Raw genomic sequence first — 16,952 nt, 5'->3', positions numbered from 1 at the left:
GCGAAACCCGCCCCAAGATGAGATCTCCCTTAAGGGCCGTCCAAGACGAGGACGTCGATAGGCCGCAGGTGTAAAGCTGGAGACAGCAAAGCCGAGCGGTACTAATTGCCCGAGCGCGTTCTCAAAAAGGCCGGAACACGGCCCGCCCCTTACTCGCTCTCTCCCCAATCATGTTAACTAAACTTTTAAAGCATTATGCACGGCAAACGAATCGTGCGACGATAATGGTGGCTATGGCTCCGGTGAGCACCTCTTCCCATCCCGAACAGAGAAGTTAAGCCCGGACGCGCCGATGGTACTGGGGTCACACCCGGGAGAGTAGGTGGCCGCCAACCCCAGCAAAGGGGCAGCATCCAAAACGGAGGCTGCCCCTTTTTCATTCCCATCCCCCCAACACCGCCGACAAACATGAAAAGCGCAGGCGCCGGGAGGGCTCATCTAATTCCTACAACAACTTTAAGGAAGCTAAACATATTCAAAACCTTACATGCCTTTGGCTAAAATTTGATCTTGTTCAAAATCAAGCAGAGTTGTGTTGCAAAAGCTAAGGTTTTTTGATCGGTAGGATTTCGTATAGGTAACAGACAGAGCATAAAAAAGCCAGAGCAGTTATTTGCTCTGGCTTTTTTATGCTCTGTCCGTTACTTTCGACCAGCAATGGCTGTAAAAAGATCTTCTTCCTGTAGATACTTTTGTGCCAGTTCTGTAATTTCTGCTGAGGTTATTGTTCTTATTGTTGTGATATAGTTATTGTAATAGTCCATAGAAAGATTGTGGAGAACAATTTTCTTATAGCGGTCACCTTGCTCGAATATTGTGGCAATGTCATTGATAAACTTGCCAAGCATATAGTTCTTTACTGTGTCTAATTCTTCCTCCGGTACAGGCTCTGCTTTAAGCTTTTTTATTTCCTTCATAATTTCACTGATCGTATCATCCGTAACGGAGTATTTTACATCAGTACCAATAAAAAATAAAGTGTCATTCTCCTTTGAGGATATAGCTGAATAAATACCATAGGTATATCCCTTATCTTCCCTAATGTTCTTCATTAGCCTGGATCCAAAGTAACCACCAAAAATCTCATTCATTACCTTAAGCTTCAGGTAATTAGGGTTACTGTCTAATGGGAAACGACGGCCAATCCTAATTGATGATTGTAAACTGTCAGCTATTTCAACAAGCTTATAGTTATTGCCTTTAGAGTCTCCTAAAGCCTTATTAGCTATGGATCCCTCAGCTATTGTATTGTTCGGAAGAGACAGCTTTTCGATACTAGATGCTAACTGATCATACATCTCATTATCTACCGCTCCGCAAGCGAAAACTTCAAGATTCTCTGTTCTGTATCGTGTTTGATAAAATAGCTTTAGCTGTTCTAACTCGAGGTTATCTAAACCATGTTCATCAAAGCCAAAAATATAGGGGTGATTCTCTCCATAAATCAATTTTGTCATAGCATGGGTAGCAAGGTAGTTATTTTTCTGCCTTTGTACTTTCAGCGTCTGAATCGTCCTTTTCTTTAGCAGGTTATATTCTTCTTCCGGAAATGTAGGATTCTGAATAATTTCAAGCATGAGAGGTAATAACTCTTGAAGGTATTTTGCTAAACAATACACAGTTAGCTCTGTGCGGTCATAGCCATGGTTAATATCCATTGATGCGCCGTAAAAAGCTATTTTTTCAGCTATCTGTTTAGCGGTGTAGTTTAGCGTACCTTCCATTAGCATCTTAGAGGCTAAATCTGATACACCTGTAACGGGTTCATACCACTTACCGGCTCTAAAAACAAAATCCAGCCTGATGACAGGCTGGGTTTCGCTTTTTATAATATGTAGTCGTGCCCCATTATCCAGATGTGTTATCTCTGCTATTTGCAAAGATACTGCATCGATTTCATGTATGTCAGGAGCTTTAGTTCTATCAAGCATTATAAATTTGGGTTCTGTTAATCTAAGTTAAGCGCTATACTGAAACGTAACGTCTCCGCCAAAGGATTGTTTTGGTCATTAGGAATCAGGTAAGCAGCATCTATACCAAACTTCTGGTAACGAAGGCCAAGTCCTAAAGAAAAGTACTTGCGGCCGCCTTTGTTTTCGTTCTCAAAGAAGTAACCCGCTCTTGCAGCAAATAAGTTATTATACCAGTATTCCACACCGCCAGATAAGACTACCTCCTGTAGTTCTTCACTAAATCCTCCATCAGCATCGCCGAAAGAGGTGAAGATGCCACTTAAAACAGATTGAGTGCTGTCTGCACCCGGTGATGGTACCAGAAGCTTATTCGCATCTACAACAAATGTCAGCTTGTTGTAAGCATCAAGGTTATATGTAACTGCAGTTCCGAGCTTTAGGTTAGTTGGCAAGAAATCCTTTTCATCTTTTGTAGTATAGGATATTTTACCACCAATATTAGATATGCTTGCCCCCAGTGCCAGATTTAATGTCTGACCCAAATCTCTGTTATAGTAAACACCTACATCTACTGCAGCAGTATTACCAGGTTCTGATTCAAATGTTGAGGATGGTCCTCCGACATTAACATTACCAGCCAGGTTAGAGTGAATGAAGCGTGCACCGATACCTAAACTGAAGTTCTCGCTCAGGGCTTGACCGTAAGCTACAGAAACTGCATATTCCTTAGGATTATAATCGCTTATTGGCATACGGTTCTCATCAATAAACTGTATTTCCCCTAAATCAAAATATAAGAGAGAAACAGAAAGCGCTGAAGTCTCACTAAGTCTTTTATAACCCGAAAGGTAGCTGAGAGACATATCATCAACAATGTTTCGTAACCAGGGCGAATAAGAGAAGCTTACACTCAGGTCATTCTTTACAAACCCAAGCTTTGCAGGGTTATAGAAAGGAGCATTAGCATCTGGGCTTAGGGCAACACCAGCATCGCCGAGAGCTGCAGACCGTGCATCTGGAGCAACAGTAAGTATAGGTACTGCAGTGGTAACCGCTTCACTACCAACAGTAGTTTGTGCAAAAGCAACGGGGGCTGAAGCTAAGGCTAAAATCAGAGCAAATGCCTTTATCAGAGTACTTTGTTTATACATAGGTTGTTTGTTGATAACTATATCAAATATAGAAAGAATAGGTTTAATTTTAATTTAAAATTACTAGCTTCTCAAATTTAGAAGTCTTAGAGCCATCTAATTGTGAGCGGACATTCACTTTATATATATAAACGCCTTTTGCCAGCACATCATTATATTCATCCCTGCCATTCCACGATAATTCTGCAAAATGTGTCTTACTGGCATAGCTAGTTGTTTCCAGTGTTTTTACCAACTTACCTGATATGGTATAGATCTGTACCTGTATTTCAAGGTTGTCCCCGGGTCTGTTATGGTCAAAATGAAATGTTGTTTTTGTAGAAAAAGGGTTAGGATGATTTAGCACATGTTCTAACGCAATTTCACTATCATTAGATACAATAAATTCTATGTATTCTTCGGCTGCATTGTTGTGTGTATCCCAGGCTTTCACACGAAGGGAATGTGGCCCGGGAGCAAGGTCTTTAAGAGCGTATCTTACGTTTCCTTTCTGGTAGCTATCGGACTCTGCTGAGTAGTAATCATTTAGAACAATCAGGTTGTCCCGATCCTCATCAAGTACGGCGGTTAACTCATGTCCTATTCCTAATCCTGCTGTATTTATTCCGTTTTCATCAAAAAGTTTTGCCAATAACACTGCATCTCTTTTAGTAGGACCTCCAAAAACAAATGAGTCATCATTCATGAAAAGCTTAAGAGTTGGAGGAGTATTGTCTGCTTCCGCGTTTTTAGCTGTGCCTCCAATTATTATAGATTGGTTTGCTCCTAGAGCGTCCTGTGTGTCGTTATTAGCATAAAGAGAAATCTTTCCGTTGCCGTAGTTGTAGGCAATATCCTTCGGTACTACAAAAGTTACCTCGAAGGCACCATTTTTTACACTTGCTTTTCCATCATATAAAATACTCTCACGCACTTTTATAGACTGAGGCTGAGAGCCTTCATCTCCAAATGTCCGGAGGGTTAGAGGCTTTTCGTAAACTGTAAGTCTGAGGTTACCATTAAAATCTGAAGCTACGGAGCCAGACGACGTAGTAACATGACCTTTTAAATTTACTTTACCTAAGGCACTCAAAGTATCTGCTGCTGTTTCCTTACCATTGATGTGAGTTATCTGAGCATCAAGAGGTGGAGAAGCTAAGGTCAAGGAAGGGTCGGCTAGAAGTGTGAAATTACGGTTATTTACACCTTTAGAGCCACTGACATTATCAGTAATGCTGTTGTTCTTAGTGCTCATTACAAGATCGCCCAGGCGAGGTCTGGTCGCGGTTGCCGGTGTAAGAGCACTCTTAAAGAAATTCCTGTTCAGTACCCGGTTACCGTTAGAGTAAACAGGCCGTGTGGTCGTAATCAGGCCAACAGCACCACCATTAGGATTCAACAAAGCGGTTTCAGCACCAGACGGACGCGAAGGATCATCGTAGCGACCAAACTCACAGGTAGCAGTAAGCAGAAAAGTAAGCCTGTCTTTATTTGTCCATCGGTTAATTTGCGGTATTGTAAGGACCTGTTCGGAGGCCCAGCTAACTTCGTTTCCGTGTCCGGTATAATTGGTGATCAGTGAACCCTGTTCAATTGCTTTATCTAAAGCACTCACGGCATCTGGTGCTCGTTGTCCGTTGGAGACAGCCACCTGGCGGTACAGGTCTATGTAAATCTTGTTTGGGTTATAATCAGGGGCATTATTTTGAAGAAAATTAGCCAGGAATTCCGCATCGTTCTGGTGCTCGTTATAATCTCCGTCGTCTGCTACCAAAGTTATCCGGTTGCGCCAGTTACCAAAATGAGAGGGGCTGTCGTATGAAATTATTTTATTGACCAGGTTAGCGGCCTCTACTGCTGATTTAGCAGGAAGCCGGCCGATGCCGATGTCCAGGAAATGATCGCCGGTTGTGTTCTCTACCCACTCGCCCTCCTCATCATCTAAGAACCCATAATAATCTTCTGAGGAGTAACTAGAAATAGGATGAAGTGACTGCCGGGACTCATAGATCGGAACAAAGTTGGTGTTATTGCTGAGCCGGTTCTTGTAGTCATAGGAAGTGTCTCCGAATAGAAGCAGGTACATGTGATCACTGCCGCTTTTCCCGCTCCGCTTGTAAAGCATTCGCATAAAGTCTCGGATGGCGGTTACATCCTGAGCTCCTGACGAAAACTCATTATAGATTTGATTGGTCGTAACCACCAAAACTTCCATGTTGCTGTGTGTTCTACGGTGTTCGGCTAACCTATTAGCTTCCTGTAAAAACTTAGGATGTGTAACAATTACAAAATCCAGCTGTCCGTTCTGATTTTGGCTGTGCAGGTTTTGGTTGGCAACCTTGCCTGCTGCTATGGGTTTATTACTGATATTGGCCTGTAGCACTACAAATTCCCTTAGCAGTTCCGTGGAGGTGCTAAAGCTTAGTTCAGAGCCAGCCGAGGATTGTTGTAGAACGGGTGACAAAGGGTTGGTTACATCCCAAACCATAGCACCTGTCGGTGCTCCTGCTATTCTGAACGTACTGACGGGTGCCGTTGTGCTGGCTACGGATCTGAAGCTGGTCTGCTCACCGTAAAGCTTTAGTTGCCGCTCATAGTTCAGTTCCAGATAGTTTAGATATCCTAAGGACGTAGAGCTACCTCCAGTTCCAAAGGTTAAGGATACTTTATACTCAGAACCATTACCTAAGGTCTGCTGCCCTACAAGGTATGATTCTATACTATTTACGCCCTCAGGATGAAAATAGTAGTTGCCCCTGCTCGGTATGCGCTGGTTTCCCAGGTTCTGATTATTAAGCTTAACTGTAAAGGAACAATCGGCAGGAGAGTTTGCCATCAGGAAAGCAGTGAGCTTTACATCTGAGCCAGGAATAACATCAGAAACAGGGAAACTGAAATCACGAGTAGGGGTGAAGGAGCTAAACTCTTCACCATACCACTCCCTTCCGGAAAATACCATGTTCTTCAGGTCCTTTTCATGAAACTGACGTTCGTTATAGCTGGTGATAACTTTAGTGGCTCCCGTAGTCTGAACTCGGCTACTGATACGGGCTCCCTGAGCTGAACCTACCCGCAGAAAGTAAAAAGCTGTGTCAGAATATACGTTGTAGGTATGTGCGAACTGCTTTTTAACATCATCATACTTCCAGGTGTGAGGGCCTTGTGCATAAAAAAGAGCATAATCAGCATCATCGAATTTTCCATCGGTTTCACCGATGACCATGATTGGGTTCTCCGTTAGGTCATCAGGGCGAGACAAACTATTAGGTTGAGGAAGCATTCCGCCCCCGTTTCCAAAGATCTGGATAGTTTTAGGGTCAAGACTTTGCGTATTTACCCCCAGGGCCTGAAGCAGGCTCTTATCGATTTTATAAATACCTGTTGCAGTAACAGCCAGCTTATACCAATCTCCGCTGCTTAAAACAGAATTAGATGTAAAGTTTTTTGTGCTGGTGCGGGCATTAGCAGCATTGCTGCTTTTGTTTGTGTAAGAGTAGCTAAAGGAAATAAGCTTCTCCAGTTGGTTTGTCTGCGGATTAAGGCGGATGGGCAGAATAGACACCATGGCCAGAGGTATTTTGTTCTCTGTGGCGTTTGTTATAGTTACTGCAGGGGCTGTAGCAAACAACTGCTTCCCGAAGAGCTTCTGATCCTCTGGAGTGAAGGCTTGGTAGGAAGTGCCTGTAAGCGTAAAGCTATCGAGGTGCAGCGGAAGGCGGAGCCTGTAATAAGGTAGGTGCTGCGAGTGATCTACTGTGGCGCCATTAAATGTGGGTATTTTGCCAGAAAGTCCATTGGCAGGAGGTAATTCCTCGTAGCCACTCCAGCTAATAGCAGTCTTTGTTTGGGCTTGTGCACCACTCGTCAGTAAGCTCAGTAAAAGAAATGTGCAAGCAAAAACTAGTCGAATAAGGCCCATATTAAACCATGCTTTTGATAGAGAACACTTCTAGGAAAAATGTTGTCCCGCCAGTGTTTACTAATTAACAAATATACAGCTAAATTATTGTTATACAGCAAGGTTTCAGGCTTGCTTAAGATCTAAAGCGAAGATTGCATGAAGACTAGCCGGCAACTTTCTGTATGCATCCCTGCTTTCTACGATAGATCCTGACAGTACAGCTTTACCTGGAGGTATAACAAGGTCTAATGAGGCTCACTATATTTTGCCAATCATTTTTAGGAATGTGAGGTTTTTTTGAAAAAAGACAGCAGTACGTATAAAACGATGATCAGTGGTATAGCTGCGAATTGTAAAAGAGCAATCAGGATAGCTGACAGGATCAGAAAAATAAACCGCACAGAATTGTCCTGCCACGTTAAATTGGTGAACTTAAGCGCAAAAAGAGGAAGCTCCGCCACCAGTAAAAAGGACAAGAGTACAGTAAAAAAAAGCAGTAGCAGCGGGTTTAGTATGATTTCATAATGGATGAGACTTCCGTTCGCCAATATAAGTGGCAATGAGGCTACAAAAATAGTACAGGCTGGCGTAGGCAGCCCTATAAAAGAAGTAGTTTGCCGTGTATCAATATTAAATTTAGCAAGGCGGAGTGCTGAGAATATAGTTATCAGGAAACCGGAAAAAGCTATTGTTTCAGCTGGCAAACCAAGTATGGTGTTGCCCGATTTCTGCAGCAACATGAACATAATAGTTCCTGGTACCACGCCGAATGAAACCATGTCTGCCAGAGAATCGAGTTGTTTCCCAATTTCAGAGTAGGCACCTAATACACGCGCAACCATGCCATCCAGAAAATCAAATGCGGCGGCAATGGCAACCAAGTAAGCTGTATAAACTAACTTGTCGTGAAAGGCAAAGTACAGCGCCAGGCAACCTGCGAACAGGTTAAGGCAAGTGATGGCATTAGGTATATGTTTTTTCATGCAAAGGGTGCAATAAGGGGCTACCGCAGAAAAGGGTTATACTTTTTCTCGTACCCAATAGTAGTTTCAGGACCATGACCGGAATAAACGGTAACATCATCCGGAAGGGTGAAAAGCTTGGTCTTTATGCTTTGGATAAGGGTATCAAAATCCCCACCGGGTAAGTCAGTGCGGCCAATGCTACCCTGGAAGAGTACATCACCCCCAATCACAGTCTTTTCTGGTTTATTATAGAAAACAACGTGACCCGGAGCATGGCCAGGTGCAAGAATCACCTCCAGTTCAGTATTGCCAAATTTAACAATGTCGCCTTCTTTAAGGTATTTCTCCGGCAGTTGTTCTGCATACAGCTGGAAACCATAATTCGGAGCATAAGTAGGCACGGCACGGAGTATCTGTTCTTCATCCGGATGGATCTCCAGCGGAACGTTATAGGTATCGGCTACAAATTTGTTTCCAAGCACATGATCTATATGGCAGTGCGTATTCAGAAGGCGCACCACTTTTAAGTCATTATCCTTAACAAACTTCTTCAGTTCTTCCTGTTCGTGCTTCTCATAGCAGCCCGGGTCTATCACTACACACTCTTTCGTGTCATCGTGCAGCAGGTACGTGTTCTCCTGAAAGGGATTAAAGGTAAGGCAGGTTACCGTCATAGCTATTCTCTTTTTTGTCTTTTAACCCACAAAATTGGCTTCTAAGTTACAAATTTCACCTGTACATCTTGTAAATTGCCTTTATGAATTACGATTTTATAGTTGTAGGCCATGGCCTGGCCGGTGCCATTCTGGGGTATACCCTACGCAAACGCGGATTTAAGGTGTTGGTAATTGATGAGCCAAAAGAAAATTCTGCTTCTAAGGTGGCGGCGGGCCTTGTAAATCCAATAGCAGGAAAAAGATTCGCCAAATCCTGGATGGCAGATGAGTTTATACCTGCTGCTGATGCTTTTTATGGTGAACTGGAGGAGCGTTATGGGCAGGAGCTATTTGTGCACAAACCAATTTATAAGATTTTCTCCTCGGTAGAGGAGCAAAATACCTGGATGGCAAAAAGCGCTGGTGAAGGCTGGCATAACTATATCTTGGCCACCTATACACAAACTATAAATCAACCCGATATTCACGACCCCTATGGAGGCATCATGATCGGGCGGGGCGGCTATTTAAAAGTGGCTGAGACACTAAACTTACTTACAGCAGAACTGTTAAAAAAGGGGCTTTTGCTGCCTGAGCGGTTTGATGTAGCGCACCTGGCACTAACCAGCGAAGGGGTAAGGTACAAAGATGCTCAGGCGAAGCAGCTTGTTTTTTGTGAAGGGTACCAGGTAGTGAACAACCCTTACTTCAAATGGCTGCCTCTGCAGCCTACAAAGGGAGAAGTGCTGGAAGTGCAGACACAGAATTTTACCCCTGAATGCATCTATAACAAAGCTGTTTACGTTGTTCCGGTAGGCGAGGGCAGGTTTAAAATCGGTGCAACATATAACTGGCGCCAACCTGATGAGGAAGTTACACCGGCCGGAAAGGAAGAACTTGAAGAGCGCTTTCAGCAAATTACTTCACAGGAGTTCAGCGTACAAAACCATTGGGCAGGTATCAGACCCGCCGTTCGTGACAGACGACCGTTGGCAGGTCAGCATCCGGAGCATTCGCAGTTAAATGTGTTTAATGGTATGGGATCTAAAGGAGTGCTGATGGCGCCTTACCTGGCGCAAAATTTTGCGGATGCCCTGGAAGGTAAAGCTAACCTGATGCCGGAGATACATATTTCGCGTTATTTTTCGTTATATTACAACTATAAAGAACACCATAACCATCAACCCTAAGTGCATGCGTTTCTATACTAGGTTATTGTTGCTGTTTTTACTTTGTTCTCTGGCAGGAGGCGCCCTTCAGGCACAGCCTGGTCGCGATGTTTTTGGCAAGAGCCGGATACAATATAAAAACTTTGACTGGCAACTGTACAGCACCCAGAACTTTAATGTTTACTTCTACGACGGGGGAAAGATGGCTGCCCAGAATGCAGCCGAATATGCTGAGCAGGAGCTAAAGCGCATCACCAGCCTGATCGGGTATTACCCTTATTCAAAAATAACGCTTATTCTCTATAACTCTACCACCGACCTGCGGCAGAGTAACATTGGTCTGAACAGCGATCAACACCAGACTGGGGGTGAAACGCTTTTCATGAAGAACAAGATAGAACTTGCCTTCAATGACACGCAAACCGATTTTAAACGCGACTTAAGCTATAGTATTACAGACCTGCTGCTGAACGATATGATGTATGGCGGTAGTCTGAAAGAGGCCTTGCAAAGCAGTTACCTGCTGCGCCTGCCAGACTGGTTTATCAGTGGAGCAGCCGCTTACACAGCAGAGGGGTGGAGCATGCGCATGGATAACTTCATGCGTGATATGCTGCTGGAAGACAAGCAACGTCCGGAGGTGTTTTTTGCCCGCAATCCTGAACTTGCCGGACAATCGATCTGGAACTATATAGCTGAGCGCTATGGCTATACCTCAATTCAAAATATACTGAACCTGACCCGCATTACCCGTGATGTGGAGATTGGTATTACCAGCAGTCTGAACATACCTTACAAGCGTTTCCTGCAGGACTGGTATAACTACTATATCCAGATTAATACCAGTACAGAGAATCCTTTGGTAAGTATGCCTGAGTCTGCCAAGCTATTTAACAAGAACAAGCGGCGGCACCAGTACATCGAGCCAGTGTTAAACCCGGCGGGTACTATGCTGGCCTATGCAGAGATTGATAACGGTAACTATAAAATAATAGTGCAGGATGTACAGACGAAGCGAGACAAAGTAGTTTGGCGCGGGGGGTACAAAACTCTGGATCAAATGGTTGATTATGCTATTCCTGTGCTTGCATGGCGTTCCAATAACCAACTTGGGTTCATAGAAGCGCGCCGCGGGAAAATGACGCTGCGACAGGTAGATGCCCGGAACCGCTTTTCACTTATACCATTTTATGAGAACCTTACAACGCCAGCTGTAACGCTAGATCAGTTTACGCAGGTGTATGACATGAACTACTCTGAAGATGGAAAGGAGCTTGTGGTGAGTGCAACGCAAAATGGCCAAAATGATATTTTTCTGCTTAATGCTAATGGACGCCTGCAAAAGCAGCTGACAAAAGATATTTATGATGATATTCAGCCGGCTTTCCTGAGAGGTACCAACCATATTGTGTTTAGCTCCAATCGTTGGGTAGATACTACAGGAAAAACAGAAACACCAACTTTTGCCGGTATTGTAAACAACTATGATATTTTTCTTTTAGAGCGCCAGGGACCAAATTCTAATCTGCGCCAGATAACAAATTCTATTGCCAGCGAAGTAAGGCCACGCTCTACAGAAGACGGTAATATCCTGTACTTAGGTGAGTCGAGTGGTGTGAGTAGCTTATACCGCTATGATCTTAGTTCGAATAGTATTAAGCCTCTAACAAATTTTATACAAGGCATAGAGGACTATGATTATGTGGCATCTAACAATACTTTAGCCTTTGTGGCAAAAGATCGTTCCGTGGATTTTGTGTACCTGCTTCCGAACTTCGAACCAACTAACTTAAATACCCTTCCTAAAACCTCTCGGCAGATTATATTAGAGACAAGGGTGCGGGTACCTCAGCAGGCCGCTGCTACACGAAAGCTGCTTGAAAAAGAAGCTACAAAACAAGATTCTACCCGAACGAAGGGAGAGATAAACATTGAGAATTACCAGTTCGATAAAGCAGAGCCACAACAATCAAAAACACAACCTAAAACAGTTGTAAGAAGAGCAGGAGCCACAGATCCGACTGTTCAGATGGCAGGTCCGCTTGATTACGATCTTCGCTTTAGTGTACACGAAATTGTAACCTCTGTTTATGCCGACCCACAACTTGGATTTGGTATCGTGGCGGGTGTTAACATGAGCGACTTATTCGAGAACCATCATATACGTGGTAGTGCCTTCCTGCGAACAGACCTGGAAACAAGTCGCCTGTGGGCTGAATACATGAACTTGAAAAACAGGGTTGACCTGGGGATGCAGTTCAGGAGAGATGTGATTGTTACGCAGGTGGAAGAGACTGGTGCTGTACTGCGCTTCGGCAAAAATGAGTTCTCGCCGACACTGGTTTATCCTTTAAGTCACAGTACTAGCATCAGAGCACAGCCTAAGTTTGTGAATACCCGTTTCACGTTCATTAATAACTTCGCTACCCCAGATAGTATCATCAACTTTGGTGGTGGTAACGTGGAGTTGGTATATGATAATTCAGTGGCAACAGGTGTGAACATGATAGAAGGTACCCGAATGAAAGCTGGTATACTTTCTCTGAAAGGTTTCGGGGAATCTGCTGTAAACTTCAGTAAGTTTTACGTAGATCTGCGCCATTACCAGAAGATACATCGACAGATTACCTTAGCCACACGCTTAAGCTACGGTTCTTTCTTTGGGAACTCTCCTAAAAAGTTCCTGATCGGTGGTATGGATAACTGGCTGCTCGCAGATGAGGATGATGAGAACGAGCAAAATGACATACTGGTAGAAACGCCTGCTGATATCTTTTATCTGGAGTATGTTACTCCATTGCGCGGCTTTAACTTCAATACACGGAATGGTAACAGGTACTTGCTCGCTAATGTGGAGCTGCGGGTTCCTATTGTACAATACCTTTACAATGGTCCCATCCCATCCGGGTTTTTCCGTAATCTACAGCTGACAGCTTTTGCGGATGCAGGCTCTGCTTATAATGGTTCTAACCCTTTCACAGGTAATAACTCAATCAACACACGGATTGTAGGAGGTAGTACTAGCCCAACAGAAAGGAATCCGTTTGAAATAACTGTTATAAACTATCGCAATCCATTCCTGGTTGGCTATGGCTTTGGTGCCCGTACGACCTTGTTAGGTGTGTATGGTAAGCTTGATGTAGCCTGGGGGGAAGAAGATTATGAAAGCAAAGGCCCTAAATTCTACATAACTCTGGGCTACGACTTCTAAGCTACTTCATGAGTATAAAAGCAAGACGTTTTGGCATTGGAGCAGTGCTTCTAATAGGCCTTTTAGCAGCCTGGGTGCATATGGCTGAAAAGAGCTATATCTACAAAGCCGTACTCTACAACTTCGCGGATATTGATGATCACAAGATATTTGAGCAACGGGAAATTGATGCACCCTTCAAATCTCAACCCTGGCCCCTCTCTGAGAAATACAACAAGCTTAAAATGCCATCTGATCTGGAGCGGCTGCATGAGGAGATTGAATCTGTCGCTTTTCTTGTTGTTAAAGAGGACTCCATACTGTATGAGCAGTACTGGGATGGTTACTCTGATGAATCCCTTAGCAATTCCTTCTCTATGGCTAAAAGTATTGTGAGCATGCTGATAGGTATTGCTATAAAGGAAGGGAAGATCAAAAGTGTAGAGCAGCCAGTAGGGGATTTCCTTCCGGAATTTAAAGAAGGAGATAAAGCGAAAATAAAGATTAAGCACTTGCTCTGGATGAGTTCTGGTCTCAACTGGGACGAGTCGTACAGTAACCCTTTATCTATGACAACAGAGGCTTACTATGGTTCTGATCTCGAAAAGATAATTGCAAGACTAAAGCCTGTACAGGAGCCAGGGGAGGAGTTTACCTATAAAAGTGGAGATACGCAGGTATTGGGCTTTGTACTAAAGGCGGCGACTGGTAAAAACCTGAGTGAGTATGCAGAAGAAAAGTTGTGGAAGCCTTTAGGGGCCAAAGAAGATGCTGAATGGAGTATAGACAGGCCAAAAGGTATTGAGAAAGCCTATTGTTGCTTTTTCTCTAACGCCCGCGACTTTGCCCGGCTAGGAAAGCTTTACCTGCAAAACGGGGTTTGGAATGGTGATACCATCATCTCTCCCTCTTATGTAAAAGCCTCCATTACTCCAAGTGGATTAGTTGATGCTAGTGATAAAGAAAAGGTTGATTTCTATGGGTATCAGTGGTGGCTTTTGCCAAACTATAAAGGGCAGGATATATTTTATGCGCGTGGTATTCTGGGACAGTATATTATAGTAATACCAGAAAAGGACATAGTGATCGTGCGCTTAGGGAAAAAACGAGCCGAACGAATAGGCAAGCATCCCGGTGAGGTAATGGCCATGATAGATGCTGTAAATGATAAGGTAGATTAGAGTTCACTGCTCTTTACTGCCAAGCTGTAACAGCACTGTCGGCTTAAAAATAAATCCCGCTGCCACATCTAAAATAGGTGGCAGCGGGATTTATTTATTCAGATTAACTAACCGGCTTTAGGAAAGCTTATCTGTTACTACAGCATAGTGAGGGTCTTCGATGATGTTAACTTCAACTATGTCCCCGGCCTTGTTCAGTAGTTTTCGACAATCTTCGCTCAGGTGGCGCAAGTGCAGCTTTTTCCCAGTTCTCAGGTAACGCTCGGTGAGCTTATTGAGTGCTTCGATTCCTGAATGATCTACTACACGTGATTCTCTAAAGTCAACTACCACCTCTTCCGGATCATTGGCTACATCAAACTTATCGAGGAAGGTAGTAGTAGAGCCGAAGAAGAGCGGGCCAAATATTTCATAGTGCTTCACGCCTAGATCGTCTTCATACTTGCGGGCACGGATGCGAACAGCGCTATCCCAGGCAAATACTAAAGCGGCTATAACCACACCTATAGCAACGGCAATAGCAAGGTCAAATATTACAGTAAGTACTGTAACAGCGATCATTACAATGGCATCAGACTTTGGTATTCTTCGCAGAACTCTAAAGCTTGCCCATTCGAAAGTACCAATGGCCACCATAAACATCAGTCCAACCAAGGCCGCTAAGGGAACCATTTCAATAAGGCTGGAGGCAAACATAATGAATACCAAAAGCATTATCGCAGCTGTAATGCCTGATAATCTTGTACGCCCGCCGGAGCTAACATTAATAATGCTCTGGCCGATCATTGCACAGCCACCCATCGTTCCAAAAAAACCTCCGATTAAGTTAGCAGCTCCCTGTGCCATGGATTCCTGATTGCCGCGGCCACGGGTATTTGTTAATTCGTCTACCAAGGTTAAGGTTAGCAGCGATTCCAGCAGGCCAATGCCAGCAAGAATAAGGGAATAGGGTAAAATAACATATAGTGTCTCTAGGTTTAGAGGCACCATAGGAATATGGAACTGAGGTAAGCCACCACCTACTGAGGCCATGTCACCAACTGTTCTTGTGTCCAGACCTAAGCCGATAACAATAGCAGAAACTGTTACTATGGCAGTAAGGGCAGCCGGTACAGCCTTAGTGATTTTAGGAAGCAGGTATATAATAGCCATTGTTAAGGCTACCAATCCTAGCATAGTATAAAGAGGGACGCCACTTATCCAGGCAAACCCAGTGTCATTAGCCGCTGGCAATTTGAACTGTCCGAACTGCGCCATGAAAATGACTATCGCAAGGCCATTCACGAAGCCATAGATTACTGGCTCAGGAACAAGCCTGATAAATTTACCGAGCTTAAGCACTCCGAATAAGATCTGGATGATGCCCATCAGCACCACTGCTGCAAAAAGGTATTCAATGCCATGTGTCGAAACAAGGCTTACCATTACTACCGCAAGTGCCCCCGTTGCACCGGATATCATACCGGGGCGCCCTCCGAAAACAGAGGTGATAAGGCAAACAATGAAGGCAGCATATAAACCAACCAAAGGCTCGACACCTGCTACAAATGCAAACGCTACAGCCTCCGGCACCAATGCCAGTGCAACGGTAAGACCTGATAAGATCTCGTTCTTGTAATTGATCTCCTTAAAGTTTATAGGACTGTATAACATGATTTATAATGGAATATTCTATAGATACATATAAGTACAGCATACCTATATGCACCCAATCTATAGGTGTATTAAAAGTGAGTTTTAAGAAATAAGGAAATAGGAGTCTTGTAAGGTTTAACAACCTTACAAATTGCAGGTCACGGTGGAGTGAGCTTTAGGAATGGCGTATTTCTTTTCATTTCGGGTATAAAAGTACGAACTTTATTTTAACGGAACATGGGTAGTGTGAAATTGAAAGAAGTCTGATTGTGCTGATCACTACTTATGAAACAGGATTTGGCAGCTTTAGTGCAGGATGACAAGCAAAAGTGAATAATTATCCCTAATTTGCCAGAGTATCATTTTATAAAGAGCTTATGTTGCAGTCCATGACAGGTTTTGGCAGTGCCAGACTTGATTCCGACCAATACACGATTTCGGTGGAGATCCGATCTTTGAACTCAAAAGGTATGGATCTGATAGTTCGTACTCCCCGCTACTTAAGTGAGAAGGAGTACGAGATACGCAATATGATAACGAAGGCCCTGGTGCGAGGGAAAGTGACAGTAAATGTTGACTACACCAGAAACAAATCACAGAAGGCCAGGAATACAATAAACAAGGAGCTTTTGCAGGCTTACTACCAGGAGCTGAGCAAAGCAGCTGATGAGGTGGGAGCTTCTTCGAAGCAGGACCTTTTCCGGTTGGCGCTTCATATGCCCGATGTAATGCAGCAAGAGCAGGAAGACGAAGCCGGTGATGCTGAGTGGGAGGTAGTACAGCCTCTTTTGGCAGAGGCATTGAAGGATATTAATGCTTTTCGAGCTGACGAGGGTAAGGCTCTGACTGCCGAGATTATGTCTTACATTGACAGAATCAGAATCCTTTTGGCTGAAATAGAAAAGCATGATCCTGTGCGGATGGAAAATATCAGAGCAAGGGTAAAGGGGCATCTGGCTGAAATATCAGCTTCTGAGCAATTTGATAAAAACCGCTTTGAGCAGGAGATGATCTATTTTATGGAAAAACTAGACATTGCGGAAGAAAAGGTGCGATTGATAAACCATCTGCATTACTTTACCGAAACAGTGTACCTGCCGGAGCCAACTGGTAAAAAGCTAGGCTTCATTTCACAGGAGATCGGGCGGGAAATAAATACAATCGGATCCAAGGCTAATGATTCCAAAATTCAGCACTATGTGGTGGAGATGA

At 43.8% G+C, this 16,952-nt stretch carries 10 protein-coding genes and 2 rRNA genes; 6 read left to right on the top strand and 6 right to left on the bottom strand.

Features of this window, described 5'->3' with window-relative positions:
- Both ACFSRY_RS12760 and rrf read left to right on the top strand, forming a co-directional pair.
- A 23S ribosomal RNA gene (locus ACFSRY_RS12760) occupies positions 1-126 on the top strand; the annotation flags it as partial.
- Between the two features lie 97 nt (positions 127-223).
- Positions 224-335, top strand: a 5S ribosomal RNA gene (gene rrf, locus ACFSRY_RS12755).
- A gap of 306 nt (positions 336-641) precedes the next feature.
- Here the strand turns inward: rrf and ACFSRY_RS12750 are convergent.
- The 5 genes from ACFSRY_RS12750 to ACFSRY_RS12730 form a co-directional block, all read right to left on the bottom strand.
- Positions 642-1,931 carry a M16 family metallopeptidase gene (locus tag ACFSRY_RS12750; protein ID WP_377507966.1) on the bottom strand — a complete coding sequence of 430 codons (1,290 nt, stop codon included), beginning with the start codon at positions 1,929-1,931 and terminating at the stop codon, positions 642-644.
- A gap of 17 nt (positions 1,932-1,948) precedes the next feature.
- Complete coding sequence (gene porV / locus ACFSRY_RS12745) at positions 1,949-3,064, bottom strand: type IX secretion system outer membrane channel protein PorV (protein ID WP_377507963.1); 1,116 nt, start codon at positions 3,062-3,064, stop codon at positions 1,949-1,951.
- A gap of 49 nt (positions 3,065-3,113) precedes the next feature.
- Entirely contained in the window at positions 3,114-6,962 is a 3,849-nt protein-coding gene (gene porU, locus ACFSRY_RS12740; RefSeq protein WP_377507960.1) for a type IX secretion system sortase PorU, read from the bottom strand.
- A 260-nt stretch (positions 6,963-7,222) separates the two neighbouring features.
- A complete protein-coding gene (gene pssA, locus ACFSRY_RS12735; protein WP_377507957.1) occupies positions 7,223-7,927 on the bottom strand; it encodes a CDP-diacylglycerol--serine O-phosphatidyltransferase in 705 nt (234 codons plus the stop codon).
- 20 nt (positions 7,928-7,947) lie between these two features.
- Entirely contained in the window at positions 7,948-8,583 is a 636-nt protein-coding gene (locus ACFSRY_RS12730; RefSeq protein WP_377507954.1) for an MBL fold metallo-hydrolase, read from the bottom strand.
- Positions 8,584-8,666: 83 nt separating this feature from the next.
- Between ACFSRY_RS12730 and ACFSRY_RS12725 the strand changes: the two genes are divergently transcribed.
- From ACFSRY_RS12725 to ACFSRY_RS12715, 3 genes are read left to right on the top strand one after another with little or no spacing between them, the layout of a single operon-like run.
- On the top strand, positions 8,667-9,755 hold the full coding sequence (locus tag ACFSRY_RS12725; protein WP_377507951.1) for an NAD(P)/FAD-dependent oxidoreductase: 1,089 nt from the start codon (positions 8,667-8,669) through the stop codon (positions 9,753-9,755).
- A 4-nt stretch (positions 9,756-9,759) separates the two neighbouring features.
- Positions 9,760-12,945 carry a hypothetical protein gene (locus ACFSRY_RS12720; protein WP_377507948.1) on the top strand — a complete coding sequence of 1,062 codons (3,186 nt, stop codon included), beginning with the start codon at positions 9,760-9,762 and terminating at the stop codon, positions 12,943-12,945.
- Positions 12,946-12,953: 8 nt separating this feature from the next.
- Positions 12,954-14,105, top strand: coding sequence for a serine hydrolase domain-containing protein (locus ACFSRY_RS12715; RefSeq protein ID WP_377507945.1), 1,152 nt, complete (start codon positions 12,954-12,956; stop codon positions 14,103-14,105).
- Positions 14,106-14,222: 117 nt separating this feature from the next.
- Here ACFSRY_RS12715 and ACFSRY_RS12710 read toward each other — a convergent pair whose 3' ends face one another.
- Positions 14,223-15,758, bottom strand: a complete 1,536-nt coding sequence (locus tag ACFSRY_RS12710; RefSeq protein ID WP_377507942.1) for a SulP family inorganic anion transporter — start codon at positions 15,756-15,758, stop codon at positions 14,223-14,225.
- Between the two features lie 359 nt (positions 15,759-16,117).
- Here ACFSRY_RS12710 and ACFSRY_RS12705 point away from each other — a divergent pair.
- A partial coding sequence (locus tag ACFSRY_RS12705) for a YicC/YloC family endoribonuclease (RefSeq protein ID WP_377507939.1) occupies positions 16,118-16,952 on the top strand: 835 nt, incomplete at its 3' end.

Origin of the sequence: Pontibacter locisalis (assembly GCF_042684605.1) — a bacterium.
Taxonomy (GTDB): Bacteria; Bacteroidota; Bacteroidia; order Cytophagales; family Hymenobacteraceae; genus Pontibacter; species Pontibacter locisalis.
Note: the sequence above shows the minus strand (reverse complement) of the source record. Positions and strands in the feature narration are given on the sequence as shown.

What these genes read in the sequence shown, in the direction of transcription:
- porU (WP_377507960.1), bottom strand. Translation starts at nt 6,962, where the DNA reads ATGGGCCTTATTCGACTAGTTTTTGCTTGCACATTTCTTTTACTGAGC.
- ACFSRY_RS12715 (WP_377507945.1), top strand. Translation starts at nt 12,954, where the DNA reads ATGAGTATAAAAGCAAGACGTTTTGGCATTGGAGCAGTGCTTCTAATA.
- pssA (WP_377507957.1), bottom strand. Translation starts at nt 7,927, where the DNA reads ATGAAAAAACATATACCTAATGCCATCACTTGCCTTAACCTGTTCGCA.
- ACFSRY_RS12750 (WP_377507966.1), bottom strand. Translation starts at nt 1,931, where the DNA reads ATGCTTGATAGAACTAAAGCTCCTGACATACATGAAATCGATGCAGTA.
- ACFSRY_RS12730 (WP_377507954.1), bottom strand. Translation starts at nt 8,583, where the DNA reads ATGACGGTAACCTGCCTTACCTTTAATCCCTTTCAGGAGAACACGTAC.
- ACFSRY_RS12725 (WP_377507951.1), top strand. Translation starts at nt 8,667, where the DNA reads ATGAATTACGATTTTATAGTTGTAGGCCATGGCCTGGCCGGTGCCATT.
- ACFSRY_RS12710 (WP_377507942.1), bottom strand. Translation starts at nt 15,758, where the DNA reads ATGTTATACAGTCCTATAAACTTTAAGGAGATCAATTACAAGAACGAG.
- ACFSRY_RS12720 (WP_377507948.1), top strand. Translation starts at nt 9,760, where the DNA reads ATGCGTTTCTATACTAGGTTATTGTTGCTGTTTTTACTTTGTTCTCTG.
- porV (WP_377507963.1), bottom strand. Translation starts at nt 3,064, where the DNA reads ATGTATAAACAAAGTACTCTGATAAAGGCATTTGCTCTGATTTTAGCC.